We start from the raw sequence: 23,556 nt of genomic DNA on the forward strand, positions 1-23,556 counted from the left end.
GATATAACCTCTTTTCTCTTTGTTACGTTATCTACTGACATCATCCTATACAAAAGGGAGAAAGATGAATATCTCATCCTTCTCCCTTATTTATTGGTTGGATTGGGTTGGACTACACACCCTGCTGCAGACGAACCGTAATGTAGTCCGTACAGTCATACTGCCCGATGGAATCCTGTTCAGCCGCGGTAGTCCTGCAGCACATAGCTCTCCGGGTTAACGTCCTGGATCAGCGGAGTCGGCTCTTCAATCGCATACAGGTACAGCAGATGCATCGCCCGGGTGCAGGCGGTATAGAACAGCTTGCGCTCGGCTTCACGGTTATAGCGGTCACGGGAAGCATCATACAGGATAACCGCATCGAATTCTACGCCTTTGGCCAGATAGGCAGGGATAATAATCGTCCCTTTTTCAAATACCGGTGTGTTCTTGGTCATTTTACGCATCGTGATCTGGCCCTTGAGCGCTTCATAAGCTTCGGTGCATTCGCTCTCGGTCTTGCAGATGATCGCGGTATACTGATACCCCTGCTGCTGTAAATGGTGCAGATTGCGCACAATCTCCTGATGCATGTCCTCGCGGTCACTGTACAGCGATACGACCGGTTGGTCACCGCGGCGGTTGAACGGAACAATATGCTCGCCGCCCGGAATCATCTGGCGGGTAAAATCCACAATCTCGTACGTGGAACGGTAGCTGCGAGTCAGACGGATCAGCTCGGTGTTCTCCTTGCCGTACAGCTCCAGCAGCGGCTCTTCTTCGTCGAAGACCGAGTTATGGCTGTAGATCGCCTGATTCAGGTCACCGAGTGCAGTCATGCGCGCTCGCGGGAACAGACGCTTCATAAACTCCAGCTGGAACGGTGAATAATCCTGTACTTCATCCACAATCATATGCTTGATCGAAGTATTGGATCGAAAACCCTGGATATGTTCTTTGAGATACAGATACGGCGTCGCATCTTCGTAAGCCAGTTCGCCTTTTTGCATCCGACTGATAGTCTGTGGACCGAATTCATGCCATCCTTCCGGCAGTGAGCCGCCATTGACCCGGGTGAACAGCTGCTCATCAGTGAACAATCGGCGATACAGGCCGCTCAGGTCGATAAATCGCAGCCGTTTGACCCATTTGCGCAGCGGTTTCAGCCAGTTATTCACAACCATGCGTGCCGCCATCTCTGCTTCCAGCTGGAAGTCATCAAAGGAGACGGACTTGTTCTTCTGCTTGCGGCGCATCATCGTATAGGCACGATGGTAATCGTCGGTACTGAGTGTCTGGATCTGCTCTTCCACCCATGGTTCCTTGCGCTCGCGACGGCCAAAGTCATTGACTTCCTTGAGCAGCCATTCCCTCATCAGTTCGATCCGATTGCCCAGCTTCACGGCAGGATCATAGCTGTAGAACTGATCCAGCATCTGCTGTTTGGACACAATCTCGCGTCCCTGGAAACGAACGGCCCGGAAGCTCATCCCTTCATGGAGCAGCAGATCCGCATACCGCCGAATTGCCTGGAAATAATCGGTCGACGACTTGTAACGAATCCCCCGCACACGTGCCGGATGTCCATCATCCTCCGACCAGGCCAGCAAATATTCCATCTGCGAGAAAATATCTTCCAGATCAAATTCATGGCCGATACGTACTTCCAGATACGCCTGGAATGTTGTCTGCAGCATATTCTCTTCACCCAGCTCCGGCAGTACCGTGGAGACATAGCTGTTGAACATCGAGTTCGGGGAAAAGAGAACCATCTGGTCGGCACGCAGGCTCTCCCGGTAGCGATACAGCAGATAAGCGACCCTTTGCAGTGCGGCCGATGTCTTGCCGCTGCCTGCAGCTCCCTGTACGATCAGCATGCGGCTTTGATCATTACGGATAACGCTGTTCTGTTCTTTCTGAATCGTAGCGACGATATTTTTCATCTGGTTATCGGCAGTATGACTGAGTACCTGCTGCAGCAGTTCATCTCCGATCGTTACCCCGGTATCGAACAATACCTTGATTTCCGCATCACGGATAACGAATTGGCGCTTCAGCTCCATCTCGCCTTCTATCGTACCTACCGGTGTGCGGTAGGCAGCTGGTCCCGGTGCACCATCATAATACAGACTCGATACCGGTGCCCGCCAGTCATAGATCAGAAAATCCTCTTCATTCTCATCCAGAAACGATCCGATTCCCAGGTAGATGCGATCCGCTTGGCTTGCATCTTGTTCCCTGAAATCAATCCGGCCAAAATACGGCGAGCTGGATAGCCGACGCAGCTTGTCGAGTGTCAGACTGGAACGCCGGTGACTCAGCTCCAGCTCGGACAGTACCTGGGACTGCTGACGCAAGCTCGTCGACGTCTCACCGACATCATCCTGCTCACTAAAGTTAATCGATACTTCATCCCAGAAGTCCTTACGCATACCCACAACATCGCCGCGGCTCTCGCCAACTTCCTGTTCCAGTACCCGGATCTTGCCAGTAATTTTGGCAGTCACATCGTCCACGCGTTTCTGCTCTATTTTCCAATCATTATCTTCTATTGCCATACTGCCATCCCCTTCTCTGTATCTATTTCCAATCCAATATCCCAAAATTTCATTTGACATTTATATTAATGTGTGATATTATCATATTAAAATATGATCTTTTTATAAAACTCTGTCATTTTGCAGAGCATTTTTTATTTTACGACTTTCCATTACAAATTGCAAATAGTAAAGCCGCACGACTGAATATCTTCGGTCATGCGGCTTTTTTAGTTATCATGGCGCTGTTATTTGGTTAAAATAATCGGTTCGCCCTTGGTAATAATCAGGGTATGTTCATACTGGGCCACATAGCTGCCATCATCGGTTTTGAGCGTCCAGCCATCGCTGCCCTCGTACACTTCCTCTGCCTTGGTGGAGACGAATGGTTCGAATGCGATCACCGATCCTTCTTTCCACAGATCGTTGTCTGTCGGATCGTAGTAGCTGAGAATATATTCCGGCTCATCATGCAGTGACTTGCCGATACCGTGCCCGGTCAGATTGGTAATGATCGTAAAGCCCAGCTTGCGGGCGGTATTGTAGCTGGCTTTGCCTGCATTGCTGCGCTTGGAGCCGGCTCTGATCTTTTGGGCAGCTGCGTCAAATGCCTGGATAGACGCTTCGCACAGGGCAGTCAGCTTTGGATCGCCTTTGCCCGCAACAAAAGATACGCCAGTGTCGGCAAAATAGCCATCCAGCGAGCCCGATACATCGACATTGACCAGATCGCCTTCCTGAATGACGCGTTCTCCGGGAATGCCGTGAGCTACCTCTTCATTGATACTGATACATGTATATCCTGGGAAATCATAAGTTACTTTGGGTGCGGATACAGCACCATACTGTTCGAATAATTCGGCAGCCCGCAGATCCAGATCAATCGTACGTACTCCCGGCTGGGCCATATTTTTCAGTTCGTCACGGATAATGGCGACGACTCTGCCTATTTTTTTCAAACCTTCAATGTCCTGTTCTGTTTTTGCAATCATGCTTAATCTCCTTTACCTTCAACGTCAAGCAGCGCTTCAGCCGCTGTATTATTTCTAATCGAATTCACACTATCTTCTACTATACCTTATTATTCAAAAATTTGCACAGTGAACCACCTGTCTTACTATCGGCTTCACTGCAGAGTTCTCAGGAAATTCAAAATCCCCATTCCCAGGCAAAAAGAACTCCCGGATGAAGGCAAGCCTCCTCTTCTCGAGAGAGTTTTACCTTCATCCGAGAGCATTTGACTGTTGACCGGATGCTGTGGATATACTACAGACATGAACGAATTCGCAGCCATACCGGCATTATAACGCTTTTGACATAATACATAATGTATGGCAGTTGTTATAGGTCTCGTTATCCTGTACATCAGTGTTCGCAGCCGCTGTCTTTCATGGGGGCTGCTGTTGGATGCTTTTTATTTCACAAGTCTGGTTGGTTGTCGGGGATCATCAGTCCATATTCTTAATAATGCGGTCTACCAGCTGCAGGGTAGTCGCGCGTTCTTCACAGCTGAATCCGCTGAATACTTCCTCAATCGTCTGGGTAGCCTTGGCAGCCAGATCATCGAGGATACTGCGGCAGTAATCGGTCAGGTAGATGAGGTTGGTACGGCGATCATCCGGATGCGGCACACGTGTTACCATCCCGCGGCGGATCATATTATCAATCAATCTGGATACGCTGGGCTGATCCTTGCGCGATAGGCGCGCCAGACGGTTCTGTGTCTGTCCATCCCTTTTCCACAGATAGGAAATCAGTATCCACTGTTCATGGGTTACCGGATAACCGGCATCCCGGAACTGCTGGTTTAACCGGTTGTTGGTCAGGCGTGAAGCGATTGCCAATTTGTAGCCTATAGAATTTTCTAACTCGTAAGGAACATTTGTTGTCATTCCCGTCTATCTCCTTTGAACCGAATCCTTAGTATGGCTGGCCTTGGGAGATTACTTCCAGGGCCAGCTTGGGAAAGTGCGTCGTGCCGATTTGGACTTGGCGCCGTCCTGATCATCATCAGGATCACGCTGGGTGGATTCCATATGATCGACGAGACGGTTCAGCCGTTCCAACTGGTATCCATAATCATACATCACAGCAGCTACGATCGACAATCTTAGCACACCGCCGAAGTTCTCCTGATAGCGTTCGATCATCGTATCGAGGAATTTGTCATTGGCTTCCTCGACTTCTTCCGCTTCACTGTTATTATTTTTGATTTTGTTGTTCAGCTTGAGCAAGATATGCTCATGGAACTTGATCAGCTGTTCCAGATGGGCATCAAAGTATTCATCCATCTCCGGTGTTCGCTCCGCCTGGAAATAATGCTGCTCAATCGCAGTCAATACATCATTTCCCTTGCGCAGGGTAGTAACCATCTGCTTATTGACAACCAGATGTCTCTGTCGGCTGAGCGAAGCCTTTTTGAGTTTTTTGGATTCTTCTTCCATTAGATTGTACTTGTCTGACAGGGATTGAATGGCACCTTCCAGAGCGCGCTTCTCCTCCCGGAAAACCGTTTCCTTGATCTCATCCGATACGGCGGTGCGCAGCAGCAGTGACAAGCGGCTGAACGTTGTCTCAATCTGTGCCTTGAATTGACCCAGAGGCTTGGGCGGGGCCACAAGTATATTAATCAGGAATGCTGATACAATCCCGATAATACTGAGAGTGAAACGGTTGAGTGCAAACTGCCACTGTCCCTGGCCGGATACTTCCATGACGGAAATAACGGTGACTAGTGTCAGTCCAATCGTATCGCCCATATTCAGACGCAGACAGATCATGATGACGACAATACACATCAGGCCGACAGCTATCGGCTCATTGGAGAATACCATTCCTCCCAGCAGGGCAAATATGGCTCCAAGGGTATTGGTCTGGATCTGATCCAGAAAGTAGCGGAATGAACGATAGATGGAAGGCTGCATGGCAAAAATAGCAGCGATGGCCGCGATAACCGGCGGCGTAAGGTTAAGCCAGGAGCTAGCGTATAGAGCAAGCGTAACCGCAATCCCGGTTTTCAGCATGCGGGCTCCAAAATTCACGGATGTTCCTCCTTTGTTATTACAGTTAGTAGGATTGGGTTCTGGGATAGCAAATGCAGAATATATTATATTACCCGTATGTGTGCCTGTATAATGCAGGAGGATTTATTTTTTGCCGCGCAGCATCTGCAGCAGAGGTTCACGGTAACGAAGCATCACCCATTTGATTATAATGTAAATAATAATGCCAAAGATCAGACTGTTTACTGTAGCGCCAACCGTAAAATCAATACCGGCATCCCGCCAGCGATGTGCATGATGAACCGGCTGCATGTAATCTTCAGGCCAATCCGGAATCTGCACGTGGGGCATCCGGGACGGCAGACTGGATGAGCGCCAGAGTGTCACCAGAAAGTGTCCGGTATGGTAATTCATAAAAAAAGTAAGCGGCCAGATGAACGAATCCAGTGATGCCGCAAAGATGGCTGCCGGCAAGGCTCCCTTAACAAGCCGGTTTAATCCTAGCGACAGCAGTGGACCGATACCAAGCAGCGGGTACCAGCTGGGAACAAGGCCCACTGCAAATCCTACCGCTACCTGATGCGCCCCTTTTCGAAGACGAAGGAGTCGGATCGTGTTTAACTTGAGATAGCGTCCAATACGTATTTTTCTCATTGCTGGTCTCCAATATATGACCTTTAATTTCAGTACAGTTTATTGTAACTTGTTCTGTTACGCTTGAAAAGCTTGGTGTCTATATTGTCACCAAAACACAAAAAAGCGTGTATACGTTATCAACGGTATACAGCGCTTTTTTATATAGGCAATTAGGTTACTTGATAATAATTTGGTTATGAAAGGGCTGTTCTGCCGCTGTAGGGCAATGTACCGATATGTCCGAGCTTTTTAACGTACTGCCACAGAACCCTGCAGCAGTTCATGCAGACGGTCCGGATAATCGGTAATGATACCGCTGGCTCCCATTCGAATCAGTTCACGCATCTCGGATGGATCATTGACGGTAAATGGATTGTAGATGGCCCCCTGCTCGGACGCCTGCTGCACCATCCGGTCGTTCATAAACCGGTAGTACGGATGCAGTGCGGAAGCACCAATACTTCGCGCGTATTTCCAAGGTTCAAACAGATTCTCCACGTACAGTATCGCTGTGCGGATCTCGGGAGCAATCCGCTTGCAGGTCACCAGTGAATAATGGTTAAAGCTGGAGATGATCACCCGCTGAGACAGTCCACGCTTGCGGACAGCAGCGATCACTTTCTCCTCCATGCCTTCGTAAGGTTCCAGGTTATTTTTCAATTCGATATTCAGCATCATGCCGGTCGGCTCGATCCAGTCCAGCAGCTGTCCAAGTGTAGGAATACGCTCACCGGCAAATTCACTGCTGTACCATGACCCTGCATCCAGTTCCATGATCTGACGATAGGTCAGGTCCTTAATCTCACCGGCCTGTCCGGTCGTACGCTGCACGCTCTCGTCATGAATCAGCACCAGACGGCCATCCCGGGTCATCTGTACATCGGTCTCAATTCCAGTAGCTCCAAGTTCAAGGCTTTTACGGAAAGCAGCCATCGTATTCTCCGGGCAATATCCCGAAGCTCCGCGATGCGCATAGTTTACAATCATATTCATTGTATAAGCTCCTTTCGGCCAGACGCTGTGAGTAATATGAGGCTATAAGTCGGAAACAAGTACTTTGACCATTATAATGTTCCAATATTCGGAGAATGTAAAATATGGTACAGACTGCTTATTTTACATTCTCCATCTGTTCGGTACAGGCTTCTGTCTGACTGCAATTGACCTCATAAAAGCCAAAAGACCGTCTTCCCAAGAGGGAAAACAGTCTTCGGATTCTTCACGATCTGGCTGCCGGAAGAACCGGAGCAGCTGCGCTATTTACTTAACCAGCGCTTTGTTCGCCAGTGTCTGGGTATCGGTCAGCATTGTCGCCATGTCCATACCGTAATGATTGCCCAGCAGGATGACCATTACATCATCATCCAGATTATACGTAAATCCGGTCGCATAACCGGTACCGCTGCCGTTATGATAGATCGTATGCTTGCCGGCTACATCCTTGATCAGGAACGCATACCCATATGGTTTGAGCTCCGAATATGGAGTGAACATCCGGTCGATCGTCTGCTCGCTCAGAATGGTATGTTTGGCAAAGGAACGATACCATTTCATCATATCATCCAGGCTGGAGTAGAATGTGCCGGTACCGGATTGGGATACATAGTAGTCCGCCTCTTTCCATTCATCGGTCGTTTTATCTTTGACATAGCCTTTGATGGTTTTGGATTCCGGTGTCGCTTCGCCGGTATCCTTCATATTCAACGGGTCCAGGAATGTCTGCTGGATGTACTGTCCGTAGGTCTCGCCGGATACCTGCTCCACGATGTAGGCGAGCAGTACATATCCCTGATTGCTGTAGTTAAACGTAGTGCCTGGTTCAAAGCGCAGCGGCTTGGTCTTGATCTCGTTTACTGTATCCTGCAGTGTTACGCCTTCACCGCGGGTAAAGTTGGAGTTAAAACCTGCCGTGTGCGAGAGCAGCATATGAATCGTCATCTCATCGCCGCGCGGGAAATCCGGAATATACTTGGTCAACTTATCGTCCAGGCTGATTTTGCCCTCTTCCACCAGCTTCATAATCGAAGAAGCGGTAAAGGATTTGCTCAGGGAAGCGATCCGGGAAATGCCGTTCGGATCGGTTGTGCTCTGTCCACCGGACAGTCCGTAGCCTTTTTTCAGCACAACTTTGCCTTTGTAGGCAACCAGTGCCAGACCGGAGTAGCCCTGTTTTTGCAAATATTCGTCAACAATTTTCGCCGAGCTGTTCATTACGGTTGCCTGATCCGGCGTCAGATTGATCGTTGCCAGCTCCGGTGTGGAGTTTAGTGTCAGCTTGGCTTTGAAAGCATCCGCCAGAAAACGTGCCGGTACCATCATCGTTCCGTTCACATTGCGCGATGGCTCCGGCATTTGAAGGGTGTATCCGTCCAGTGTGATAACCGATGTATTCGGTGTATGTACAATGGTATCTCCATTGCTGTACATGACGACCGAGCGGGTTGGTGCATCCCAGGTCGCTCTTGCTCCCAGTGCACTTGCAGCTTCGCGCAGTGGCACCATAGTCGTACCGTTCATTACAAATGGTGCAGTAGACCAGTTGATTTCCTGACCGGCAATGGTAATGACAGCCGGTTTCTCACTGGCAGCCGCCTGTACCTGCGGCATGGAGTACGAAGCTGATCCGATCGATACGGTTAACGCGCTGACAACAGCCAGCTTGGCAGCCAGTGCGAGTCTGCTGCCTTTCGATTTGAATAACATGATAATAAAATCCTCCCGAGTCCAAAGTAGCATTATTCCTATGCTCATGCAGCCGATAAATGCAGCACTATCTATTATAGAGGTCGAAGCTTGACAGAAGCAAGGCTTACGACAATCTGTATTTCCTGCTATTTCTGCCTCTTAATCTGTTACTGCCAGCGGCTTTTATTCTCTTCCCTTATAAGTTTGTACTCCTTCTATCCCATAAAGTTGTGATATTGTTGCGAATTTTATGGCAGGTCCGGATAGGTAAATGGGTAAATACGCAGAAAAAGGCAGGACAGCATGTTACAGCGGCTGCCCTGCCTTTTCCTATTGTCTGCTGTCCGGTCAGCTTAATCCCCGCCGGATCAGATTCGCCGAGACGGGCTCCCGTCCCAATTCACGTGACCATACCGACAGCTGGCCCATATGGTGAATCTCATGCGCGATCACATGCCGCATCACTTCACCGTATGTATACTGCTCCGGACTGCCGTCTTTTTGGACAGCCTGCAAGATCTGCTGTTCCATCTCCGGTGTCCATTCACTCACATAACGGCTGATCTCCGGCTGGAAACGATCAGACAGGTCGATGATTTGTTCCAGTGAATCTACCGTTTGGAACAATTCACTCTGATCCGGCTTGCCCTGCAGGTCACAGAGCCAGCTATGTTCCACATCAACAATATGGATCAGCGTCTTCAGTATGCTGCCTACTCCGCCTGTACGCTGACGGATAAGCTCTGATGTCGGCAGCTGCCTGCACCAGTCCATCCATTCCTGCCGAACCTGCCAATTGTAACGAAATAGCATTTCCATCGCTCGGTTCCTCTTCTCTCATATAGTATGGAGATGATGTATGTTCATACGCTGAAGTGACTCTATGACCAGTTTACAGGAAATGATACAGATATGTCTTGCCGTCCATGCTGCGCTGATCCGGATCGTAGATAATGGCGTTGAGCATCTGTTCGACTGTCAGGGTCATGGTGAATTTCTGCAGTTCGCGCTGGGTGTCGAATTGCAGCCGCAGCGGCTAATGCTCTCCGTCTTGCAAAGCGATATCCCAGGTGGGCTGTTGTGGCATGGATGGTCTCTCCTTTTCAAATGGTGGTGGCTATATGCGTTGAGTAAGTTGTATCCTACAATACCCATATTTCCATAAGTTCGTACCATGCAGTAGAGGACGCGGTTAGGAATGGGTTCGCTTTTTGGGGGAAACGACTTAGGAAACAGATACATATGAGTCGGAACATTGCCCGGGAAATGGAAAAGGAGCCAGTCCGCAATTGATCTGAGCGGGCTGGCTCCTTTTATTTGAGATGGCCTGTTTATTTTTTGTTTCCGATGCTCAGCTGTTAATATCAAGTCTCATTCCATAACGCAGGAATCCGTCTGGGGTGGAGTCCAGTATGGATAGTTGTGGATGCTCTGCGATATATTTTGCTGCTGCGGGTGATGAGGAGAAGGCAGCGATGACAGAACGATGGGGGTGGTTTGGGTTTGGCTTCGACTGGGACTTGGAATGTGATACTGCAGTACCGATTGGCGTTTGCTTTGAATTCGTCTCGTCTGCCTGCTGATTCGGTACACCCAGCATAATTGACCAGTTATGATCTGCCTGTGGGCTCACGGTTCCCTGCTGTCTGACATATTCGGTGACGACGTCCCGGTTCTCAATCTGAGCGTTCAGTACGATTCGCTGTCCGTCGGGATTGGCCAGCTTAGTCGTATACGCCCGGTACTGGTTGGTCACTATGATGAACTCCATCTCTCCGGTCACCGGAAGATTGTAGTGCCGCAAGTTCTGGATACGGTGTTGATCAGTCTCTGTGCGCTGCCCTGCCGCATTATACCGGGCGGGGCAGGATATATCGATTGTGTAGCTGACTCCATCGATAACGTCAAAGTTAAACGGGGAAAAGGCAGGATCGATCAGCTCCTGCTCTCCCGGCTGCACCGGGTCGATCGTCTGGAATAAAGCGGCTGACCATTCCAACCACTCCCTCAGTTCCTCTCCATTCAATCGCACAGCACACAGTGTGTTGGCATAGCTGTAAATGTCCGACATATGCCGAAGTGTCAGCTCGCCGGGTGGGATATCGGTATAGTGACCCGGACCATAGCGACCGCCTGTCTTAAAGGCAGATGCCGCCGATAGCAGCGGGAGATGCGCATACTCGGTATCCGCTAGCTGCTGTCGTGTATACCAGATCTGTGCATCATTGATAATCTGTACCACAGGCGTATCCATTATCAGGGCAAAGTAGCTGTACAGCGGCAACGACGTTTTCCCTATCGGTGTGCGGATATAGGACAGGGTATATTCATGCGCGGACCGGGCGGCTTCTTCCAGGCGGGGGTCTGCTGCAGCCGCTGGCTGCAATTTACTGCGATCCGAGACTGCGCGCAGCCGAGCATGACTATCCAGCACGTTCCACTTCTCCGCCGTCCGCTCCAACTCCAGATCGATAATTCCCAGATGACTGCCCCATACGCCCGGCTCTACAGCAGGAATGCCGTTAATCGTACCTTTGTCCAAATTCACACCGGGACGTCCGGCAAATTCATCGCTGGGGTATAGCTTGTGTGCATGACCGAAGATCAGCGTATCCACACCATTGATCCGGCTGAGCCGCAGGGCGGCATTTTCCGAAATGGATGGGTCCTCTTCTTCCATATAACCCGTATGTGCCAGCAGTACGATGATATCCGCTCCGGCCAATTGGAGCTGGGGCACCATTTCCTCTACCGTCTCTACCATATCCCGTACGATTACACGTCCTTCCAGATGCCCTTTGTCCCAGTTCAGAATCTGCGGCGGAACCAGACCGATGATACCGATATTAAGCAGCGCCGATTCGCCGGACTCGCCGGTCATTTCCCGTGGAATGATCAGGTATGGCTGCATTAGATGCCGCGGTACCTGTCCTTCTTCCGTCAGGTATACATTGGCATTGGTATAGGGAAAATCCGCACCATCCAGACAATCTGCCAGATAGTCCAGTCCATAATTGAATTCATGATTCCCGACCGTCGCCGCATCATATTGCAGCATATTCATCAGCTTGATCATTGGATGTACGCCTTTCGGATCTGCTGATCCCGCCTTTTCTTCCTTTACCCCAGCTATATGTGCGGCTGATCCCTGATCTGCTGCCTTCGGCTGATACCAGAAACGACTGGATGCAGCATAATCGCCAATCGGGTTGCCCTGAATAATATCTCCGTTGTCCAGCAGCAGATGATTGGGCACTTCCTCACGAGCCTGATGGATCAGCGAGGCTGTGCGTGACAGCCCCATCTCTGCCGTATCATTCTCCCGGTAATAATCATAACCGGTCAAGGCTGCATGCAGATCGGTTGTTGCCAGCAGCCGCAGCCGATAGCGTCCAGGCTGATCCGTATCATGACCTTCCCGTTGGCTCTGTATATGGGTATTCCTGTCAAATGACTCTTTCATAAATGAATAGTTCCCTTCTGTCAGGTGTTCTTGTCCAGCCCTTCGCTAATACCATATCTCTTAACCGGTAGCAGCCGGGCGGCATATCCGATTCACTCTATCACACAAAGATTAGCACAGTGTAAATTAGATATTTACTGTCCCAAATTCGTTTTACTTTGCAGTAACATAAATCAGCGCTGCATTTGACCCTTCCTGTTCCAAAGACTGTTAATATTTCGTTTGTGACCTTATCACCTGTGCCAACGATACGATGGCAGGGCAGGCACGACGGAAGTACATAATGACATCCTAGGGGGAAATCAAGTTGTTTAAAAAAGTATTCGCACTGGGCATGACCATTGCCCTGGCTGCCGGTCTGACCGCCTGCGGCACTAATAGCTCTTCATCCGCCGATTCCGGTACTGCCGCTGGCAGCACCAGCTTTGTACCCAAGGAACTGAGAGTCCAGTTCGTTCCTTCCCAGAATGCAGAGACCCTCGAAGCCAGAGCCAAACCACTGGAAAAGCTGCTCGGTGACAAACTGGGAATTCCCATTAAAGTAAACGTATCACCGGATTACAATACGATCGTTGAAGCGATGGCTTCCAAGCAGATTGATATAGGCTTCCTGCCTCCAAACGCCTATGTACTGGCCCATGACAACCGCAAAGCCGCTGATCTGCTGCTGCAGGCACAGCGTTACGGTGTGAACGACGAGACCGGCCAACCAACACCAGACAAAGTCAATTTCTACAAATCCATGATCATCGTCAAAAAAGATTCACCCATCAAATCGCTCGCGGATCTGAAAGGCAAAAAAGTGGGCTGGCAGGATGTAACTTCCTCCGCCGGTTATGTATTCCCGGCCGCCGAGCTCAAAGCCGCTGGCGTAGACCCGGATACCGACGTACAGGGTGTAACGATCAAAGGTCATGATGCTGCCGTAATGGCACTGCTGAACGGTCAAGTCGATGCAGTCGCTATCTTCCAAGATGCCCGCAATAATGTCAAAAAAGATGTCCCTGATGTATTCGAACAGACTCGTGTTCTGCATTTCACTGCTCCGATCCCGAATGATACGATCAGCGTACGTTCCGACATGGATCAGGCATGGCGCGACAAGATCAGCCAGGCATTTATCGATATCGGTAATGATCCGGAAGGCCAGAAAGTCATCGAAGAAATCTATACCCATGTCGGTTATGAAAAAGGCGACGACAAAAACTTCGAGCCTGTACGCAAATATGCCGAAGCTGTAGGTCAGGCTACCAAGTAAACCCATCTTCCGTCTCAATCATTCTTTTAATAAGTGAAGTAGCTCTGCGATCCGTACATTCACACTTTAAGGCAGCACCGTCCTTATTTTGCGGACGGTGCTGCCTATTGTAATTTCATACAGAAAGTTGGTCTCATATGATTGAATTCCGTAATGTCTCCAAAGTCTATCCCAACGGCACCCGCGGCCTGAACAATATTAACCTGACCATCCATCAGGGCGAAATGGTCGTCATTGTTGGTCTGTCCGGCGCCGGCAAATCTACCCTGCTGCGTTCCATTAACCGTCTGCACGATATTACCGAAGGTGATATCCAGATTAACGGCCAATCCATCACCAATGCTTCCGGCAGCGGGTTACGCCGAATTCGCCGGGGGATCGGCATGATCTTCCAGAGCTTCAATCTGGTCAAGCGCTCCACGGTGCTGCGCAATGTGCTGTCCGGACGTGTCGGTCATCACTCGACGCTGCGTACGGTGCTGGGCATGTTCCCGGCAGAGGATACCGAGCTGGCCATGGATGCACTCGAACGTGTCAATATCCGTGAAAAAGCCTACAGCCGTGCCGATCAGCTCTCCGGAGGACAGCAGCAGCGTGTCTCTATCGCCCGCGCGCTGGCTCAGCAGCCGCAGATTATTCTGGCAGATGAGCCGGTCGCTTCCCTTGACCCGCTGACAACCCGCCAGGTTATGGACGATCTGCAGCGGATTAATCGGGATCTGCAGATTACGACGATTATCAATCTGCATTTTATCGATCTGGCGCGTCAGTATGCGACCCGGATTATCGGTCTGCGTGCAGGTGAAGTCGTATTTGACGGTACGCCGGAAGAAGCGACCGATGAAGTCTTTTCCCATATTTATGGGCGTTCCATTCATCGTGATGAAGTACTGGGTGACCATCCGCCAGGTGAGGATATTGTGACTGTAATTCCTGATCCTGCTCCGGTTCGTACCGGTGGAGAATCGTCATGAAGACGGCGACAGTCGAAGCGCCACAGCGATACAAACGCTATCTTACCTGGGCATTTTTTGTCATATTGATCGTTGTCTGTGCCATTCAGACGGATGTGACTCCCTATCAGCTGATCGTCGGACTGCCCCAGATGGGCGATCTGCTGGCCGAGATGTTCCCGCCGGACTGGAGCTACCTGCCGACGATCTGGAAACCGATGGTCGAGACGATTCAGATCGCACTGGTCGGCACCATGCTGGGCGGCATCCTGGCGATTCCGTTCGCGCTGCTGTGTGCCTATAATGTCATGCCAAACCGTCTCGTCTCCGTTCCGGTACGTCTCATTCTGAATCTGGTGCGTACGGTACCGGATCTGCTGTTTGCCGCTATTTTCGTCGCTATTTTTGGAATCGGTCCTTTTGCCGGGATGCTGGCGATTATGTTTTTCTCGTTTGGTCTGATTGCCAAACTGACTTTTGAAGCGATTGAATCCATTGATCCGGGACCGCTGGAAGCGATGACTGCTGTCGGAGCCAACAAAATCCAGCTGATCGTGTTCGGGGTAATCCCGCAGGCGATGCCTCATTATATGTCCTATCTGCTGTACGCTTTTGAAGTCAATGTGCGTGCCGCGTCGGTACTCGGACTGGTCGGCGCAGGCGGAATCGGACTGCTGCTGGATCGGTCACTCGGCTTGTTCCGATATGACCGGGCCGCCATTATTATTCTGCTGACACTGGTCATTGTACTTGCGATTGACTATGGCAGTACAGTACTACGGAGGAAACTGCTATGAACTCATTAACCGCCAAGCCCGTCTGGCATCGTGTACGTCCCTGGCTGTGGGTCATCCTGCTGATTGCTGTGTATTTGTGGGCATTTAACGGGCTGAACTTTGAAGGTGTCCAGTCGACCGCCAAAAGTGTATCGCTCTCCATCATCGATGGCTTTGCCCATCCGGATTGGGATTATGTCTATGATCCCGCAGGTGAAGATCTCCTGCGTGGACTGCTCGATACGCTGATCATTTCCATACTCGGTACATTTATTTCCGCTTTTCTGTGTATCCCGTTTGCCTTCTGGGCAGCTGCCAATGTGAGTCGTCTACGGGCCATTTCCGGTACGGGCAAAGTGGTACTGAGCGTCATACGCGTCTTCCCGGAGATGATCGTGGCAATCCTGTTTATTAAAGCGGTCGGTCCCGGTTCATTTGCGGGAGTACTTGCACTTGGTGTCCATTCTATCGGCATGCTCGCCAAACTGTATTCCGAATCGATCGAGACGATTGACCCAGGTCCATCTGAAGCGCTGACTGCTGCCGGAGCGAGCAAGCTGCAGGTACTCTGGTTCGCCGTGCTTCCGCAGGTCATTCCGCAGTTCCTGTCTTACTCGCTGTACCGGTTTGAGATTAATATACGGTCTGCCACCACACTTGGTCTGGTTGGTGCCGGCGGAATCGGTACCCCGCTGCTATTTGCACTCCAGATGCGCAACTGGAATCGTGTCGGTGTGATTCTGCTCGGCATTATTATTCTGGTTGTACTGACAGACCTGATCTCTGGCTGGATTCGCAAGCGAATTGTGTAAATTTACTTTCAACCAATCACACCTAATATTTACCATGGTAAAAAGAAATTCCACTAAAGCATCCGACGTTGTATGAAGATCTGGAAAGCTGCTGTTCGCAGTCAATCTTCATTTCAATAAATCGGTCTTTAGTGGAATTTTCTTGTTGTATGCATCACTACAGTTAACTATTTCATCTTCACTGCCCGGAAAATAATAAATGACGGCTTCCGCCACTCATGAACCAGCTTGGGCATCTGCTCCACCGCTCCCGGGATTGGTTCCGGCTCGTTGACCTGCTCAATCTGCAGTCCATGATGGATCATGCCGTTCAGCAGCGTGGACAGGGTACGGTGGTATTTGACCACATCTTCTACCACCCAGCGGGTATGACGGATGCCTTCCTCGGAGTAGTTATCCAGCGCATAGTGCAGCCGCTGACCCTGCTGGTCTTCGACCCAGCCATCCATATCAAGCTTGGCTGTCGTGATCGGATGCTCGGTGGAGAAGACCAGATGTCCTCCCGGACGCAGCCAGCGGGCAATCCGGGCCATCAGCGCCTCATAATCTTCTACATAATGAAACGCCAGTGAACTGACAATCAGGTCAAAGGATTCCGCGGCAAAATCCAATTCTTCCATTGGACCATGGATATAGCGGATCTTCGGATGTTCTGCTGCCAGACTGAGCATCCGGGCCGAGATATCCGCACCGGTCACATGGGCAGCGCCCTGGCCGATCATATAGGCAGCCAGCTGACCGGAACCGCAGCCCATATCCAGCACCTGCTTGTCCTGCAGTTCGGGCAGCATCCCCATCAGGGCAGGCTGCTCCACAAAGTCGTTATATGTAATCCCTGTACTGCGCAATCGATGATAATACTCGAAAAATTCCGGGTCATCGTAAATGTTTTGACGCATTCTGATCGCCTCCTGAGGTAGGGTCCTCTCCGGGAAATGATGGAAATTGTTGTCCAGTTCTGTTATTTTTAATGTACATCTGCACTCTTAATCTAAAGAGGTGAATCCATGAAATCCAGATTGCTGCGATTAGCGGTTATGGCCTTTGTTGCTGCGGTCGCACTAACGTTTATCTATTATAGCAGTATCCAGATGATTGAAGGTACCTATCAGGTGGTCGGTGTCACCGACAAAGGCATCGTGATCCAAAGGGGCAGCGAAGAAAGCAGTCTGCGCACCACTCCTGATATGATGGAGCTGATCCAGATGGATCATTTCTATGATATCGGGTATGAGAAAAGACCGCTGCAGGCTCCGGTCATCGATTATATTCGCCTTCATCCTTCCGGCCGCTGACGGCGGTCATCGGCGGCAGAGTTCCCGTTATCTATCTACATGACGAATGAGAGGAGTACACAAGATGCATACGTATACAAGCAAAAAAGACCGGCTCTCGGCCATTACGTTCGGTCTGCTTATTACCATTATGATCGGCCTGGCCTGCCTGAATGTATGGACCAAGCATCTGCTGACGATCATCATACCGCTGCTGGTCGTTATGTTCATCCTGTGGATATGGATCGGAACGGTCTACAAAATTGTTCAGAATAGCCTGACCATCCGCTCCGGTCCGTTCCGCTGGGATATCCCGGTACAGGATATTCATACGATACAGCCTTCACGCAAGCTCATCTCCAGCCCGGCGCTATCTCTGGAACGCCTGGAGATCAAGTACGGCACCGACAGCATTCTCATCTCCCCTGTCCAGGAAAATGATCTGATTCAGGAACTGCTGCGGATCAATCCAGCTATTCATATCAAGAAATGAAGGCGCTTCAATCCATCAGTATATCTCATAAATAAGGCGCCAGTTCAGCTAGATGGAACTGGCGCCCTTCGTATTCTTCCTGCCTTAACTTTCAGAAAGTTTCGGCAGCTGTGCAAAATTCTGTGCATTAATCCCCGCCCGATTCATAATCTTCCGCATGTGGTGCTCTTTGGCTATCTAGCGCGGCAGAGATCATAGATAATCTATCTGCTCCGGGCAGTCTCAATATCCTTTATCTCCAATGGCTACTTCATCTGCTGAAATGACTTGTAATGATTGGTCGTTTTGTAGATCAGTCCGTCGGATGAGTACAGAATCCGGTCAGCTCCGCGGAACCCGGATGTATAATTGATATCCGCTTCATGCCATTTTCGTCCGGATGCACGGGGCAGCCGTCCTTCGCGGTTGCCGAACACATCACCGCCGATGCTTTTGCCCGGTGCCACTTTATCCAGATTGCCTTTGCCGGCATCCCAGCCCAGCTGTTCGGCTTCTTTCTTCGTTATATAATTGCAGGGCAGCTCGCCATGCTGCCGTAAATAATCGGCGACACCGTCAAATGTATTGATAACCGTACAGCCAGTTTTCCCGGATGAATCAGTCGAAACGGAAGTGTTCTGCTCGCCGGACTGGGGGGCGGAACTGCTGCTTGGCCCACCGATGAGATTCAGTCCGAACCGGTCACCTGCTCCAAACAGCAGCACTACCGCGGCGATGATCAATACGATAATACTGGATAATGATTTCTTGGACATAATTCCTCCTGTGCATATATGCTGTGATTGGTGCTGTATCACGATAGGGATAACATGACAGCTCCACATCCAATTATGCTATCCCGTCCACTGTCTGTCTACAGCATCTCATAATCTATTGCACCGATATACGTCCACAGCTGTCCGCCAACATTCGTCTGCCGGATCATTCCTTTATAATAAAACAACGTACAGACCCACGTTCATATACGTGCAGTCCATACGCTGCCTGAATGATCATCTTATTTATTCCGTTATCACGCTCATCACAGTCTGCATACAGACTGCCGATGGATCGTTACACAGCGTTTTTCTGTGTGGAAGTTTCTGCTTTTACCGCATCTGTATTGGCTTTGTTCTGACGGCGAACCGGAGAAATAAACCAGTACGCCATACCCACGAATACCGCGCCACCCACGATATTGCCAAGGGTTACCGGAATCATGTTATGCATCCAGCCTGCCACAGTGATTGTATCCGGATGGCCCGGCAGCACCAGTGCTGTCGACAACAGTGTCATGTTGGCCACACTATGCTCATAACCGCTGGCGATAAATGCGTACAGACACCACCAGATCAATACCAGCTTGGAGATATCATCCTTGGCACGCGAAGCCATCCAGATTGCCAGACAGACGAGCCAGTTACACAGAATACCGCGGAAGAACAGCATCGATACAGGCAGCGACATCTTGGTGGCAGCCGCCTTGAAGATCAGATGATCCGCACCGATCTGCTGGAACAATCCTGTACCATACACGAGCAGACTCAGCACAACCGCTCCGACGAGGTTACCGATAAAGACGAGCACCCAGTTCTTGCCCAGATCCCCCATCGTCGTACGGCGAGCCAGCGTACTCATCGTGAAAAACATATTATTGCCAGTAAACAGCTCGGAACCTGCGAAAATAACGAGCGTCAGCGCAATACCAAACGACATCCCCATAACGATCGACTGCAGCGGCGAATGAATAGCCGCCAGCGGTGCACCGATCGAGAAGATTAGAATAATCCCGATCCCTACATAAGCCCCGGCCAGCATGGCAGATGCAAAATAACGCAGCACACTTTCATTCATCTTCTCTTTTTTCTTTACAGCAGCTTCTATAATATTCTGTACACCTTCAGTAAACATATCAATTCCCCCTGAAATAGCTGTTCTTGTCGAAATCTTTCACTTTTTAAATTAAAAATGAACTATTTCTTTTTTGATTATACAAATTCCTTACGTATCCCGAAGTGACATTTCTCACTTTTGTGAATTATTTCACTTTATTTATGTTGAAGATATTCAGATATCATAAATGCTGGTAAATAGAGACTGCTTATACTAAACAAAATAGCGTATAGAGAACACGCTTTATGGCGTGAATCTATACGCTATTTCATTGATCCAACAGAATTTTTCCTTTTTCACGTTCATATTCTTCTATATGCTGTTCAATTAAATATTCTATCTGCATTGCAATAGAACGCTTATTCTTCTCAGCAATAACTCTAATCTTTTCAAAGTTCTCTTCATGAAGTCTCAAAGTAAATACTTTCTTATCCGTAGCCATAATAAATTCTCCTAGAAAGTGATGTCATTATTGTATCACCATGAAGTAGTATGATATACAACCACCTTGACGTCTAAATGATGTCACTTTAGAATAAATTTATATTGTTAGGTGATGTCACTTGAAGGAGGCTTTAAATGATGGAAAGTATGGAAGAAGATTTTAATCAGTTCAAAGCGATGCGCATGGAACGTGCTGGACGACATCTGATGCTGAATTCGGAAGAGTATAAACGACTTGTTCGTGAGAGTGATCGATTTTTCACAGAATTATGTACATATGTAAAATCTGAGGGAATGCAGTTGTTAATGGATTATTGTAAAACAGTGACCCTGTTACAAGGTGCAGCAGAGTCATTAATGTATGAATCAGGACTAAATGATGGAATGCTATTATCTAATAAACTACTATTTTCTTCGTAATCTTCTAGATACATAGTTTTTATATATTCCTGTTTCCACTTGTTTATTTTTAAAAGCTAATAAAATTTCTTCAAGACATTCTATTAATTCTTTGCCATAAAAGCTTTCTGTACGAGTAGTTTCTTTTATTATATCACGATAAAACTTTGACATAGAGAATATACTGGCGATAGCAACACATACTATTACTAACATAATTGTAATTCCGAAATAATGTAACCAGTCGCTAATACCTATATTCCGATAAATGGCTGCTACAAACTGAGAACAAACTATCAGAACTAAAGAAGTTAGTAAACTCCATGTAAAATAACTTTTATTCGATTCATTTATTTTTTTATCCAGTATTGATATTAAAATCTTTATTTTTTCTGTAGAATAAAAATCTTTTTCTTTTAGTTCTTCAATAATTTTATTTTGCTGATATGCTGTAAATTCTTGATTTTTCCATCGTCCTTTAACAACTTTAATACCATAATTATCATTTAAAATCACTTTAGCTTTTTTACTTAATTTTAAAGTGGTTATAAGAATCATTAAAAAAGCTATTGCCATAACGCTCAAACATATAAGAAATATTTTATGAGTCACAAAATTAATTTCGATAAAAAAATTAGTTCCAACAAAAATTATAAAACTTATAATACTTCCAATTCCAGAAAAAAATAATAATCTTAACAACCCTATTAGTATGGAATCTAAGACTTTCATATGATCAAATATTAGTGCATGGGTAGAAAATTCTAATTTAAATTTCTCAAAAAAATCGTTCATTTATAAAACACTCCCTGCATTTTTATTACTTAAAATAGAGTTGATTTAACAAACTAACTCTTAGTACATCTCTTACTTTAAATTTTATTTACGTTCCACCACAACCCGGAACCCGATTCCTTCCTCTTCCGCTTCTTCCAGCAGGCTGCGCACCCGCTCCGCCTGGTCGCCAAGCCGCTCCTGGCTGACTTCATAGTTCGTCCAGCGCAATTCCAGCGGCAGCTCGATCATACCGGTCAGACAATCCCAGAGCGCATCGAGATTCCCCCCGTAAAATTCAGGCAGCTCCAACTTTTCCTTAAGCTGCTCGTGCAGTTCCTGAATTGTCGAGAATTCCTCTCCATTTAACCATACTGTCTTCATTTCCTGTTCCTCCCTCATTCCATTAACCGATAGTGTTCCTTCATTATGTATACGATTATAACATCACTACACCATAATCCTGCATCCTGGCAGCAGCGCCCGGTTGCAGGATTATAGGTAATGATCATGGTTACTCTCCACTGTGGTGTGAACGCTCTGTTCTCTCACCACTTTTCCAGACAGGCGGGACTCGGGCCGGATGGGCGGTCATCGTCGGTTACCGCCTATTCTCCAATTGCATTTCCATTACTATGGAAACTGTCCCATTCTGTCTTCCCAACCTGCCCAGGTCTCTATCCGGTTATCTATGTGTCTGTATTATTTCATGCGGGTGAAGCTGGCATAGTGATCGGTCGTCTTGTAGATCAGGCCGTCATTGGAGTACAGGATGCGATCCGAATTGCGGAAGCCGGATACATAGTTGATATCGGCTTCGCGCCATGTGCGTCCGCTTGCTGCCGGCAGCAGTCCTTCGCGGTTGCTGAATACGTCGCCGCCGATGCTTTTGCCTGGTGCGACTTCAGCCAGATTGCCTTTGGAGGATACCCAGCCGAGAGCGCTGGCCTGGGATTTGGTAATGAAATTGCATGGCAGCTTTCCGTTAGCGGACAGATAGTTGGCTACACCGGTAAAGGTATTGATGATCGTACAGCTGGCCGCAGAAGCCTTTTCTGCCTGCAGGACAGGTGCTGCCTGTGAACCCGTGAAGAAGACGACCGTCAGCATCATTGCGAGTAGTGCCGTGGACCAAAACTTTTTCATAAATACATCCTCCTATGTAATGCGTAATGGCTGGGACCGTTCGTTACCTTAAACATACTGAACAGATTATAGGTAGCAAATTATCCACTTACCAGTTATATCACATGGATTTGTATAAATCTTCAATTTTAATCTCTGGATTTGTAAATTTTAAAAAATATATCTTGCTGAGGAAATATACAAAAAAGCTGACAGGGCATAAATGCCTTCTATCAGCTTTGGATCGAACTTTTTTTATTCTGTCAGTTCTCTTCCCTCTTACTCTATATCAAAGCGCATGCTGCCGGATCATGGGTTCGGCAGATTGATAACCATCTCTGCTTTCTTGATATCATCCTTGAGCAGTTCATTCACATCATAGGATTTGTATAATCCATTCTCGATCATGTACTTGGCAATCATCGCGTGAAATTCGATTTCCTGATTAAGTTGCCTTTGCAGCACTTCTCTCACCTTGGGGGTCGCCGCTTCGGTAATGGCAACTGCATAGGTTCTGACGGAAGTCTTGGCCGCGAGCAGCAGATCGGCTGCAATCGCGGCATCGGTCATAGCTGGCATTCCTACCTGTTCGGCGAGCTTGTCTTTTATCGACATCTTCAGCACTCCTTTGTATTTGGACTCTTGTGATGTAATTCCGGCTGGCGGATCGTCTGTGGGTTAACCGACTTCGATCAGGTCTTTCAGTTCTTCCAGTGCTTTTTTGGTCAGGGTCACGTCGGTTTGCAGCAGGGTCTTGAGCTGCTCGTCTTTGGCGAGCGGGACCATGGATGCTGCTTTGGCACCGCAGGTCGCTCTCATTGTAATCAGTTCATGAATTTCCAGTGTCTCGTGCATTGCCAACTTGTCAGCCATTCTGATTCACCTCCACATGAATTGAAGCTGCCTGTGGACTAAGCCATGAAACCTGCGCTTATGTATCCGGGCTGCTCATGTATATGTTACCCGGCTCATTATGGATAAAACGGTTTTACTTCTTATTTTCCTATTAATGTAAAAATTATTTCATTTCACTATTCATTTACATACATATCTCATTCAGAAAATACAATGAAA

Annotated in this window: 25 protein-coding genes; 7 read left to right on the forward strand and 18 right to left on the reverse strand. The window is 48.4% G+C overall.

Going from position 1 to position 23,556, the window contains the following annotated elements:
• Positions 1-179: 179 nt before the first annotated feature.
• From helD to M1D61_RS14340, 9 genes are all read right to left on the reverse strand, one after another.
• The gene (helD, locus tag M1D61_RS14300; RefSeq protein WP_458119295.1) at positions 180-2,537 is read right to left on the reverse strand and encodes an RNA polymerase recycling motor HelD; all 2,358 of its coding nucleotides are present in this window, start codon (positions 2,535-2,537) and stop codon (positions 180-182) included.
• Positions 2,538-2,764: 227 nt separating this feature from the next.
• Entirely contained in the window at positions 2,765-3,508 is a 744-nt protein-coding gene (gene map, locus M1D61_RS14305) for a type I methionyl aminopeptidase (protein ID WP_458119296.1), read from the reverse strand.
• 456 nt (positions 3,509-3,964) lie between these two features.
• Entirely contained in the window at positions 3,965-4,408 is a 444-nt protein-coding gene (locus M1D61_RS14310; protein ID WP_458119297.1) for a MarR family winged helix-turn-helix transcriptional regulator, read from the reverse strand.
• A 51-nt stretch (positions 4,409-4,459) separates the two neighbouring features.
• Positions 4,460-5,557, reverse strand: coding sequence for an FUSC family protein (locus M1D61_RS14315; protein WP_458119298.1), 1,098 nt, complete (start codon positions 5,555-5,557; stop codon positions 4,460-4,462).
• Positions 5,558-5,662: 105 nt separating this feature from the next.
• A complete protein-coding gene (locus tag M1D61_RS14320) occupies positions 5,663-6,172 on the reverse strand; it encodes a DUF2062 domain-containing protein (protein WP_458119299.1) in 510 nt (169 codons plus the stop codon).
• Between the two features lie 231 nt (positions 6,173-6,403).
• On the reverse strand, positions 6,404-7,147 hold the full coding sequence (locus M1D61_RS14325) for a glycerophosphodiester phosphodiesterase (protein WP_458119300.1): 744 nt from the start codon (positions 7,145-7,147) through the stop codon (positions 6,404-6,406).
• A 267-nt stretch (positions 7,148-7,414) separates the two neighbouring features.
• A complete protein-coding gene (locus M1D61_RS14330) occupies positions 7,415-8,857 on the reverse strand; it encodes a serine hydrolase (RefSeq protein ID WP_458119301.1) in 1,443 nt (480 codons plus the stop codon).
• Positions 8,858-9,187: 330 nt separating this feature from the next.
• Complete coding sequence (locus M1D61_RS14335; protein WP_458119302.1) at positions 9,188-9,658, reverse strand: DinB family protein; 471 nt, start codon at positions 9,656-9,658, stop codon at positions 9,188-9,190.
• A 532-nt stretch (positions 9,659-10,190) separates the two neighbouring features.
• Positions 10,191-12,302 (reverse strand): bifunctional 2',3'-cyclic-nucleotide 2'-phosphodiesterase/3'-nucleotidase, encoded by a 2,112-nt coding sequence (locus tag M1D61_RS14340; RefSeq protein WP_458119303.1) that lies wholly within the window; start codon positions 12,300-12,302, stop codon positions 10,191-10,193.
• A gap of 307 nt (positions 12,303-12,609) precedes the next feature.
• On the opposite strand from M1D61_RS14340, the gene M1D61_RS14345 reads away from it, so the two are divergent.
• The 4 genes from M1D61_RS14345 to phnE (M1D61_RS14360) all read left to right on the forward strand — a co-directional run bounded on the left by M1D61_RS14345 (position 12,610) and on the right by phnE (M1D61_RS14360) (position 16,101).
• Positions 12,610-13,560, forward strand: a complete 951-nt coding sequence (locus M1D61_RS14345) for a phosphate/phosphite/phosphonate ABC transporter substrate-binding protein (RefSeq protein WP_458119304.1) — start codon at positions 12,610-12,612, stop codon at positions 13,558-13,560.
• Between the two features lie 137 nt (positions 13,561-13,697).
• The gene (gene phnC / locus M1D61_RS14350) at positions 13,698-14,534 is read left to right on the forward strand and encodes a phosphonate ABC transporter ATP-binding protein (protein ID WP_458119305.1); all 837 of its coding nucleotides are present in this window, start codon (positions 13,698-13,700) and stop codon (positions 14,532-14,534) included.
• The gene (phnE, locus tag M1D61_RS14355; protein WP_458119306.1) at positions 14,531-15,310 is read left to right on the forward strand and encodes a phosphonate ABC transporter, permease protein PhnE; all 780 of its coding nucleotides are present in this window, start codon (positions 14,531-14,533) and stop codon (positions 15,308-15,310) included. The genes phnC and phnE (M1D61_RS14355) overlap by 4 nt, the downstream gene beginning before the upstream one ends.
• The gene (phnE, locus tag M1D61_RS14360) at positions 15,307-16,101 is read left to right on the forward strand and encodes a phosphonate ABC transporter, permease protein PhnE (RefSeq protein WP_458119307.1); all 795 of its coding nucleotides are present in this window, start codon (positions 15,307-15,309) and stop codon (positions 16,099-16,101) included. The genes phnE (M1D61_RS14355) and phnE (M1D61_RS14360) overlap by 4 nt, the downstream gene beginning before the upstream one ends.
• Positions 16,102-16,268: 167 nt before the next feature.
• Here the strand turns inward: phnE (M1D61_RS14360) and M1D61_RS14365 are convergent, their stop codons facing one another.
• Positions 16,269-17,000 (reverse strand): class I SAM-dependent methyltransferase, encoded by a 732-nt coding sequence (locus M1D61_RS14365; RefSeq protein ID WP_458119308.1) that lies wholly within the window; start codon positions 16,998-17,000, stop codon positions 16,269-16,271.
• A gap of 108 nt (positions 17,001-17,108) precedes the next feature.
• Between M1D61_RS14365 and M1D61_RS14370 the strand changes: the two genes are divergently transcribed.
• Both M1D61_RS14370 and M1D61_RS14375 read left to right on the forward strand, forming a co-directional pair.
• Positions 17,109-17,396 (forward strand): hypothetical protein, encoded by a 288-nt coding sequence (locus M1D61_RS14370; RefSeq protein ID WP_458119309.1) that lies wholly within the window; start codon positions 17,109-17,111, stop codon positions 17,394-17,396.
• Between the two features lie 64 nt (positions 17,397-17,460).
• Positions 17,461-17,868, forward strand: a complete 408-nt coding sequence (locus tag M1D61_RS14375) for a PH domain-containing protein (RefSeq protein WP_458119311.1) — start codon at positions 17,461-17,463, stop codon at positions 17,866-17,868.
• Positions 17,869-18,113: 245 nt separating this feature from the next.
• On the opposite strand, the gene M1D61_RS14380 is transcribed toward M1D61_RS14375, so the two are convergent.
• The 3 genes from M1D61_RS14380 to M1D61_RS14390 all read right to left on the reverse strand — a co-directional run bounded on the left by M1D61_RS14380 (position 18,114) and on the right by M1D61_RS14390 (position 20,182).
• The gene (locus M1D61_RS14380; RefSeq protein WP_458119312.1) at positions 18,114-18,623 is read right to left on the reverse strand and encodes a ribonuclease; all 510 of its coding nucleotides are present in this window, start codon (positions 18,621-18,623) and stop codon (positions 18,114-18,116) included.
• A gap of 298 nt (positions 18,624-18,921) precedes the next feature.
• Complete coding sequence (locus tag M1D61_RS14385; RefSeq protein ID WP_458119313.1) at positions 18,922-19,758, reverse strand: formate/nitrite transporter family protein; 837 nt, start codon at positions 19,756-19,758, stop codon at positions 18,922-18,924.
• A gap of 250 nt (positions 19,759-20,008) precedes the next feature.
• Positions 20,009-20,182 (reverse strand): Arc family DNA-binding protein, encoded by a 174-nt coding sequence (locus tag M1D61_RS14390; RefSeq protein ID WP_458119314.1) that lies wholly within the window; start codon positions 20,180-20,182, stop codon positions 20,009-20,011.
• Positions 20,183-20,319: 137 nt separating this feature from the next.
• Between M1D61_RS14390 and M1D61_RS14395 the strand changes: the two genes are divergently transcribed.
• Positions 20,320-20,604, forward strand: a complete 285-nt coding sequence (locus M1D61_RS14395) for a hypothetical protein (RefSeq protein ID WP_458119316.1) — start codon at positions 20,320-20,322, stop codon at positions 20,602-20,604.
• Here M1D61_RS14395 and M1D61_RS14400 read toward each other — a convergent pair.
• From M1D61_RS14400 to M1D61_RS14420, 5 genes are all read right to left on the reverse strand, one after another.
• Complete coding sequence (locus M1D61_RS14400; RefSeq protein WP_458119317.1) at positions 20,590-21,378, reverse strand: hypothetical protein; 789 nt, start codon at positions 21,376-21,378, stop codon at positions 20,590-20,592. The genes M1D61_RS14395 and M1D61_RS14400 overlap by 15 nt on opposite strands.
• 84 nt (positions 21,379-21,462) lie before the next feature.
• A complete protein-coding gene (locus M1D61_RS14405) occupies positions 21,463-21,741 on the reverse strand; it encodes a barstar family protein (protein ID WP_458119318.1) in 279 nt (92 codons plus the stop codon).
• Positions 21,742-22,059: 318 nt separating this feature from the next.
• The gene (locus M1D61_RS14410) at positions 22,060-22,503 is read right to left on the reverse strand and encodes a ribonuclease (protein WP_046215260.1); all 444 of its coding nucleotides are present in this window, start codon (positions 22,501-22,503) and stop codon (positions 22,060-22,062) included.
• A 288-nt stretch (positions 22,504-22,791) separates the two neighbouring features.
• Complete coding sequence (locus M1D61_RS14415) at positions 22,792-23,097, reverse strand: spore coat protein (RefSeq protein WP_458119319.1); 306 nt, start codon at positions 23,095-23,097, stop codon at positions 22,792-22,794.
• A 63-nt stretch (positions 23,098-23,160) separates the two neighbouring features.
• Positions 23,161-23,355, reverse strand: a complete 195-nt coding sequence (locus tag M1D61_RS14420) for a spore coat protein (protein ID WP_046215258.1) — start codon at positions 23,353-23,355, stop codon at positions 23,161-23,163.
• Positions 23,356-23,556 lie beyond the last annotated feature (201 nt).

The sequence above is a fragment of the Paenibacillus sp. Z6-24 genome (assembly GCF_054161335.1).

Coding starts and splice junctions, on each gene's coding strand:
- helD (WP_458119295.1), bottom strand. CDS start 2,537: ATGGCAATAGAAGATAATGATTGGAAAATAGAGCAGAAACGCGTGGAC.
- map (WP_458119296.1), bottom strand. CDS start 3,508: ATGATTGCAAAAACAGAACAGGACATTGAAGGTTTGAAAAAAATAGGC.
- M1D61_RS14310 (WP_458119297.1), bottom strand. CDS start 4,408: ATGACAACAAATGTTCCTTACGAGTTAGAAAATTCTATAGGCTACAAA.
- M1D61_RS14320 (WP_458119299.1), bottom strand. CDS start 6,172: ATGAGAAAAATACGTATTGGACGCTATCTCAAGTTAAACACGATCCGA.
- M1D61_RS14325 (WP_458119300.1), bottom strand. CDS start 7,147: ATGAATATGATTGTAAACTATGCGCATCGCGGAGCTTCGGGATATTGC.
- M1D61_RS14330 (WP_458119301.1), bottom strand. CDS start 8,857: ATGTTATTCAAATCGAAAGGCAGCAGACTCGCACTGGCTGCCAAGCTG.
- M1D61_RS14335 (WP_458119302.1), bottom strand. CDS start 9,658: ATGGAAATGCTATTTCGTTACAATTGGCAGGTTCGGCAGGAATGGATG.
- M1D61_RS14340 (WP_458119303.1), bottom strand. CDS start 12,302: ATGAAAGAGTCATTTGACAGGAATACCCATATACAGAGCCAACGGGAA.
- phnC (WP_458119305.1), top strand. CDS start 13,698: ATGATTGAATTCCGTAATGTCTCCAAAGTCTATCCCAACGGCACCCGC.
- phnE (WP_458119306.1), top strand. CDS start 14,531: ATGAAGACGGCGACAGTCGAAGCGCCACAGCGATACAAACGCTATCTT.
- phnE (WP_458119307.1), top strand. CDS start 15,307: ATGAACTCATTAACCGCCAAGCCCGTCTGGCATCGTGTACGTCCCTGG.
- M1D61_RS14365 (WP_458119308.1), bottom strand. CDS start 17,000: ATGCGTCAAAACATTTACGATGACCCGGAATTTTTCGAGTATTATCAT.
- M1D61_RS14370 (WP_458119309.1), top strand. CDS start 17,109: ATGAAATCCAGATTGCTGCGATTAGCGGTTATGGCCTTTGTTGCTGCG.
- M1D61_RS14375 (WP_458119311.1), top strand. CDS start 17,461: ATGCATACGTATACAAGCAAAAAAGACCGGCTCTCGGCCATTACGTTC.
- M1D61_RS14380 (WP_458119312.1), bottom strand. CDS start 18,623: ATGTCCAAGAAATCATTATCCAGTATTATCGTATTGATCATCGCCGCG.
- M1D61_RS14385 (WP_458119313.1), bottom strand. CDS start 19,758: ATGTTTACTGAAGGTGTACAGAATATTATAGAAGCTGCTGTAAAGAAA.
- M1D61_RS14390 (WP_458119314.1), bottom strand. CDS start 20,182: ATGGCTACGGATAAGAAAGTATTTACTTTGAGACTTCATGAAGAGAAC.
- M1D61_RS14395 (WP_458119316.1), top strand. CDS start 20,320: ATGATGGAAAGTATGGAAGAAGATTTTAATCAGTTCAAAGCGATGCGC.
- M1D61_RS14400 (WP_458119317.1), bottom strand. CDS start 21,378: ATGAACGATTTTTTTGAGAAATTTAAATTAGAATTTTCTACCCATGCA.
- M1D61_RS14405 (WP_458119318.1), bottom strand. CDS start 21,741: ATGAAGACAGTATGGTTAAATGGAGAGGAATTCTCGACAATTCAGGAA.
- M1D61_RS14410 (WP_046215260.1), bottom strand. CDS start 22,503: ATGAAAAAGTTTTGGTCCACGGCACTACTCGCAATGATGCTGACGGTC.
- M1D61_RS14415 (WP_458119319.1), bottom strand. CDS start 23,097: ATGTCGATAAAAGACAAGCTCGCCGAACAGGTAGGAATGCCAGCTATG.
- M1D61_RS14420 (WP_046215258.1), bottom strand. CDS start 23,355: ATGGCTGACAAGTTGGCAATGCACGAGACACTGGAAATTCATGAACTG.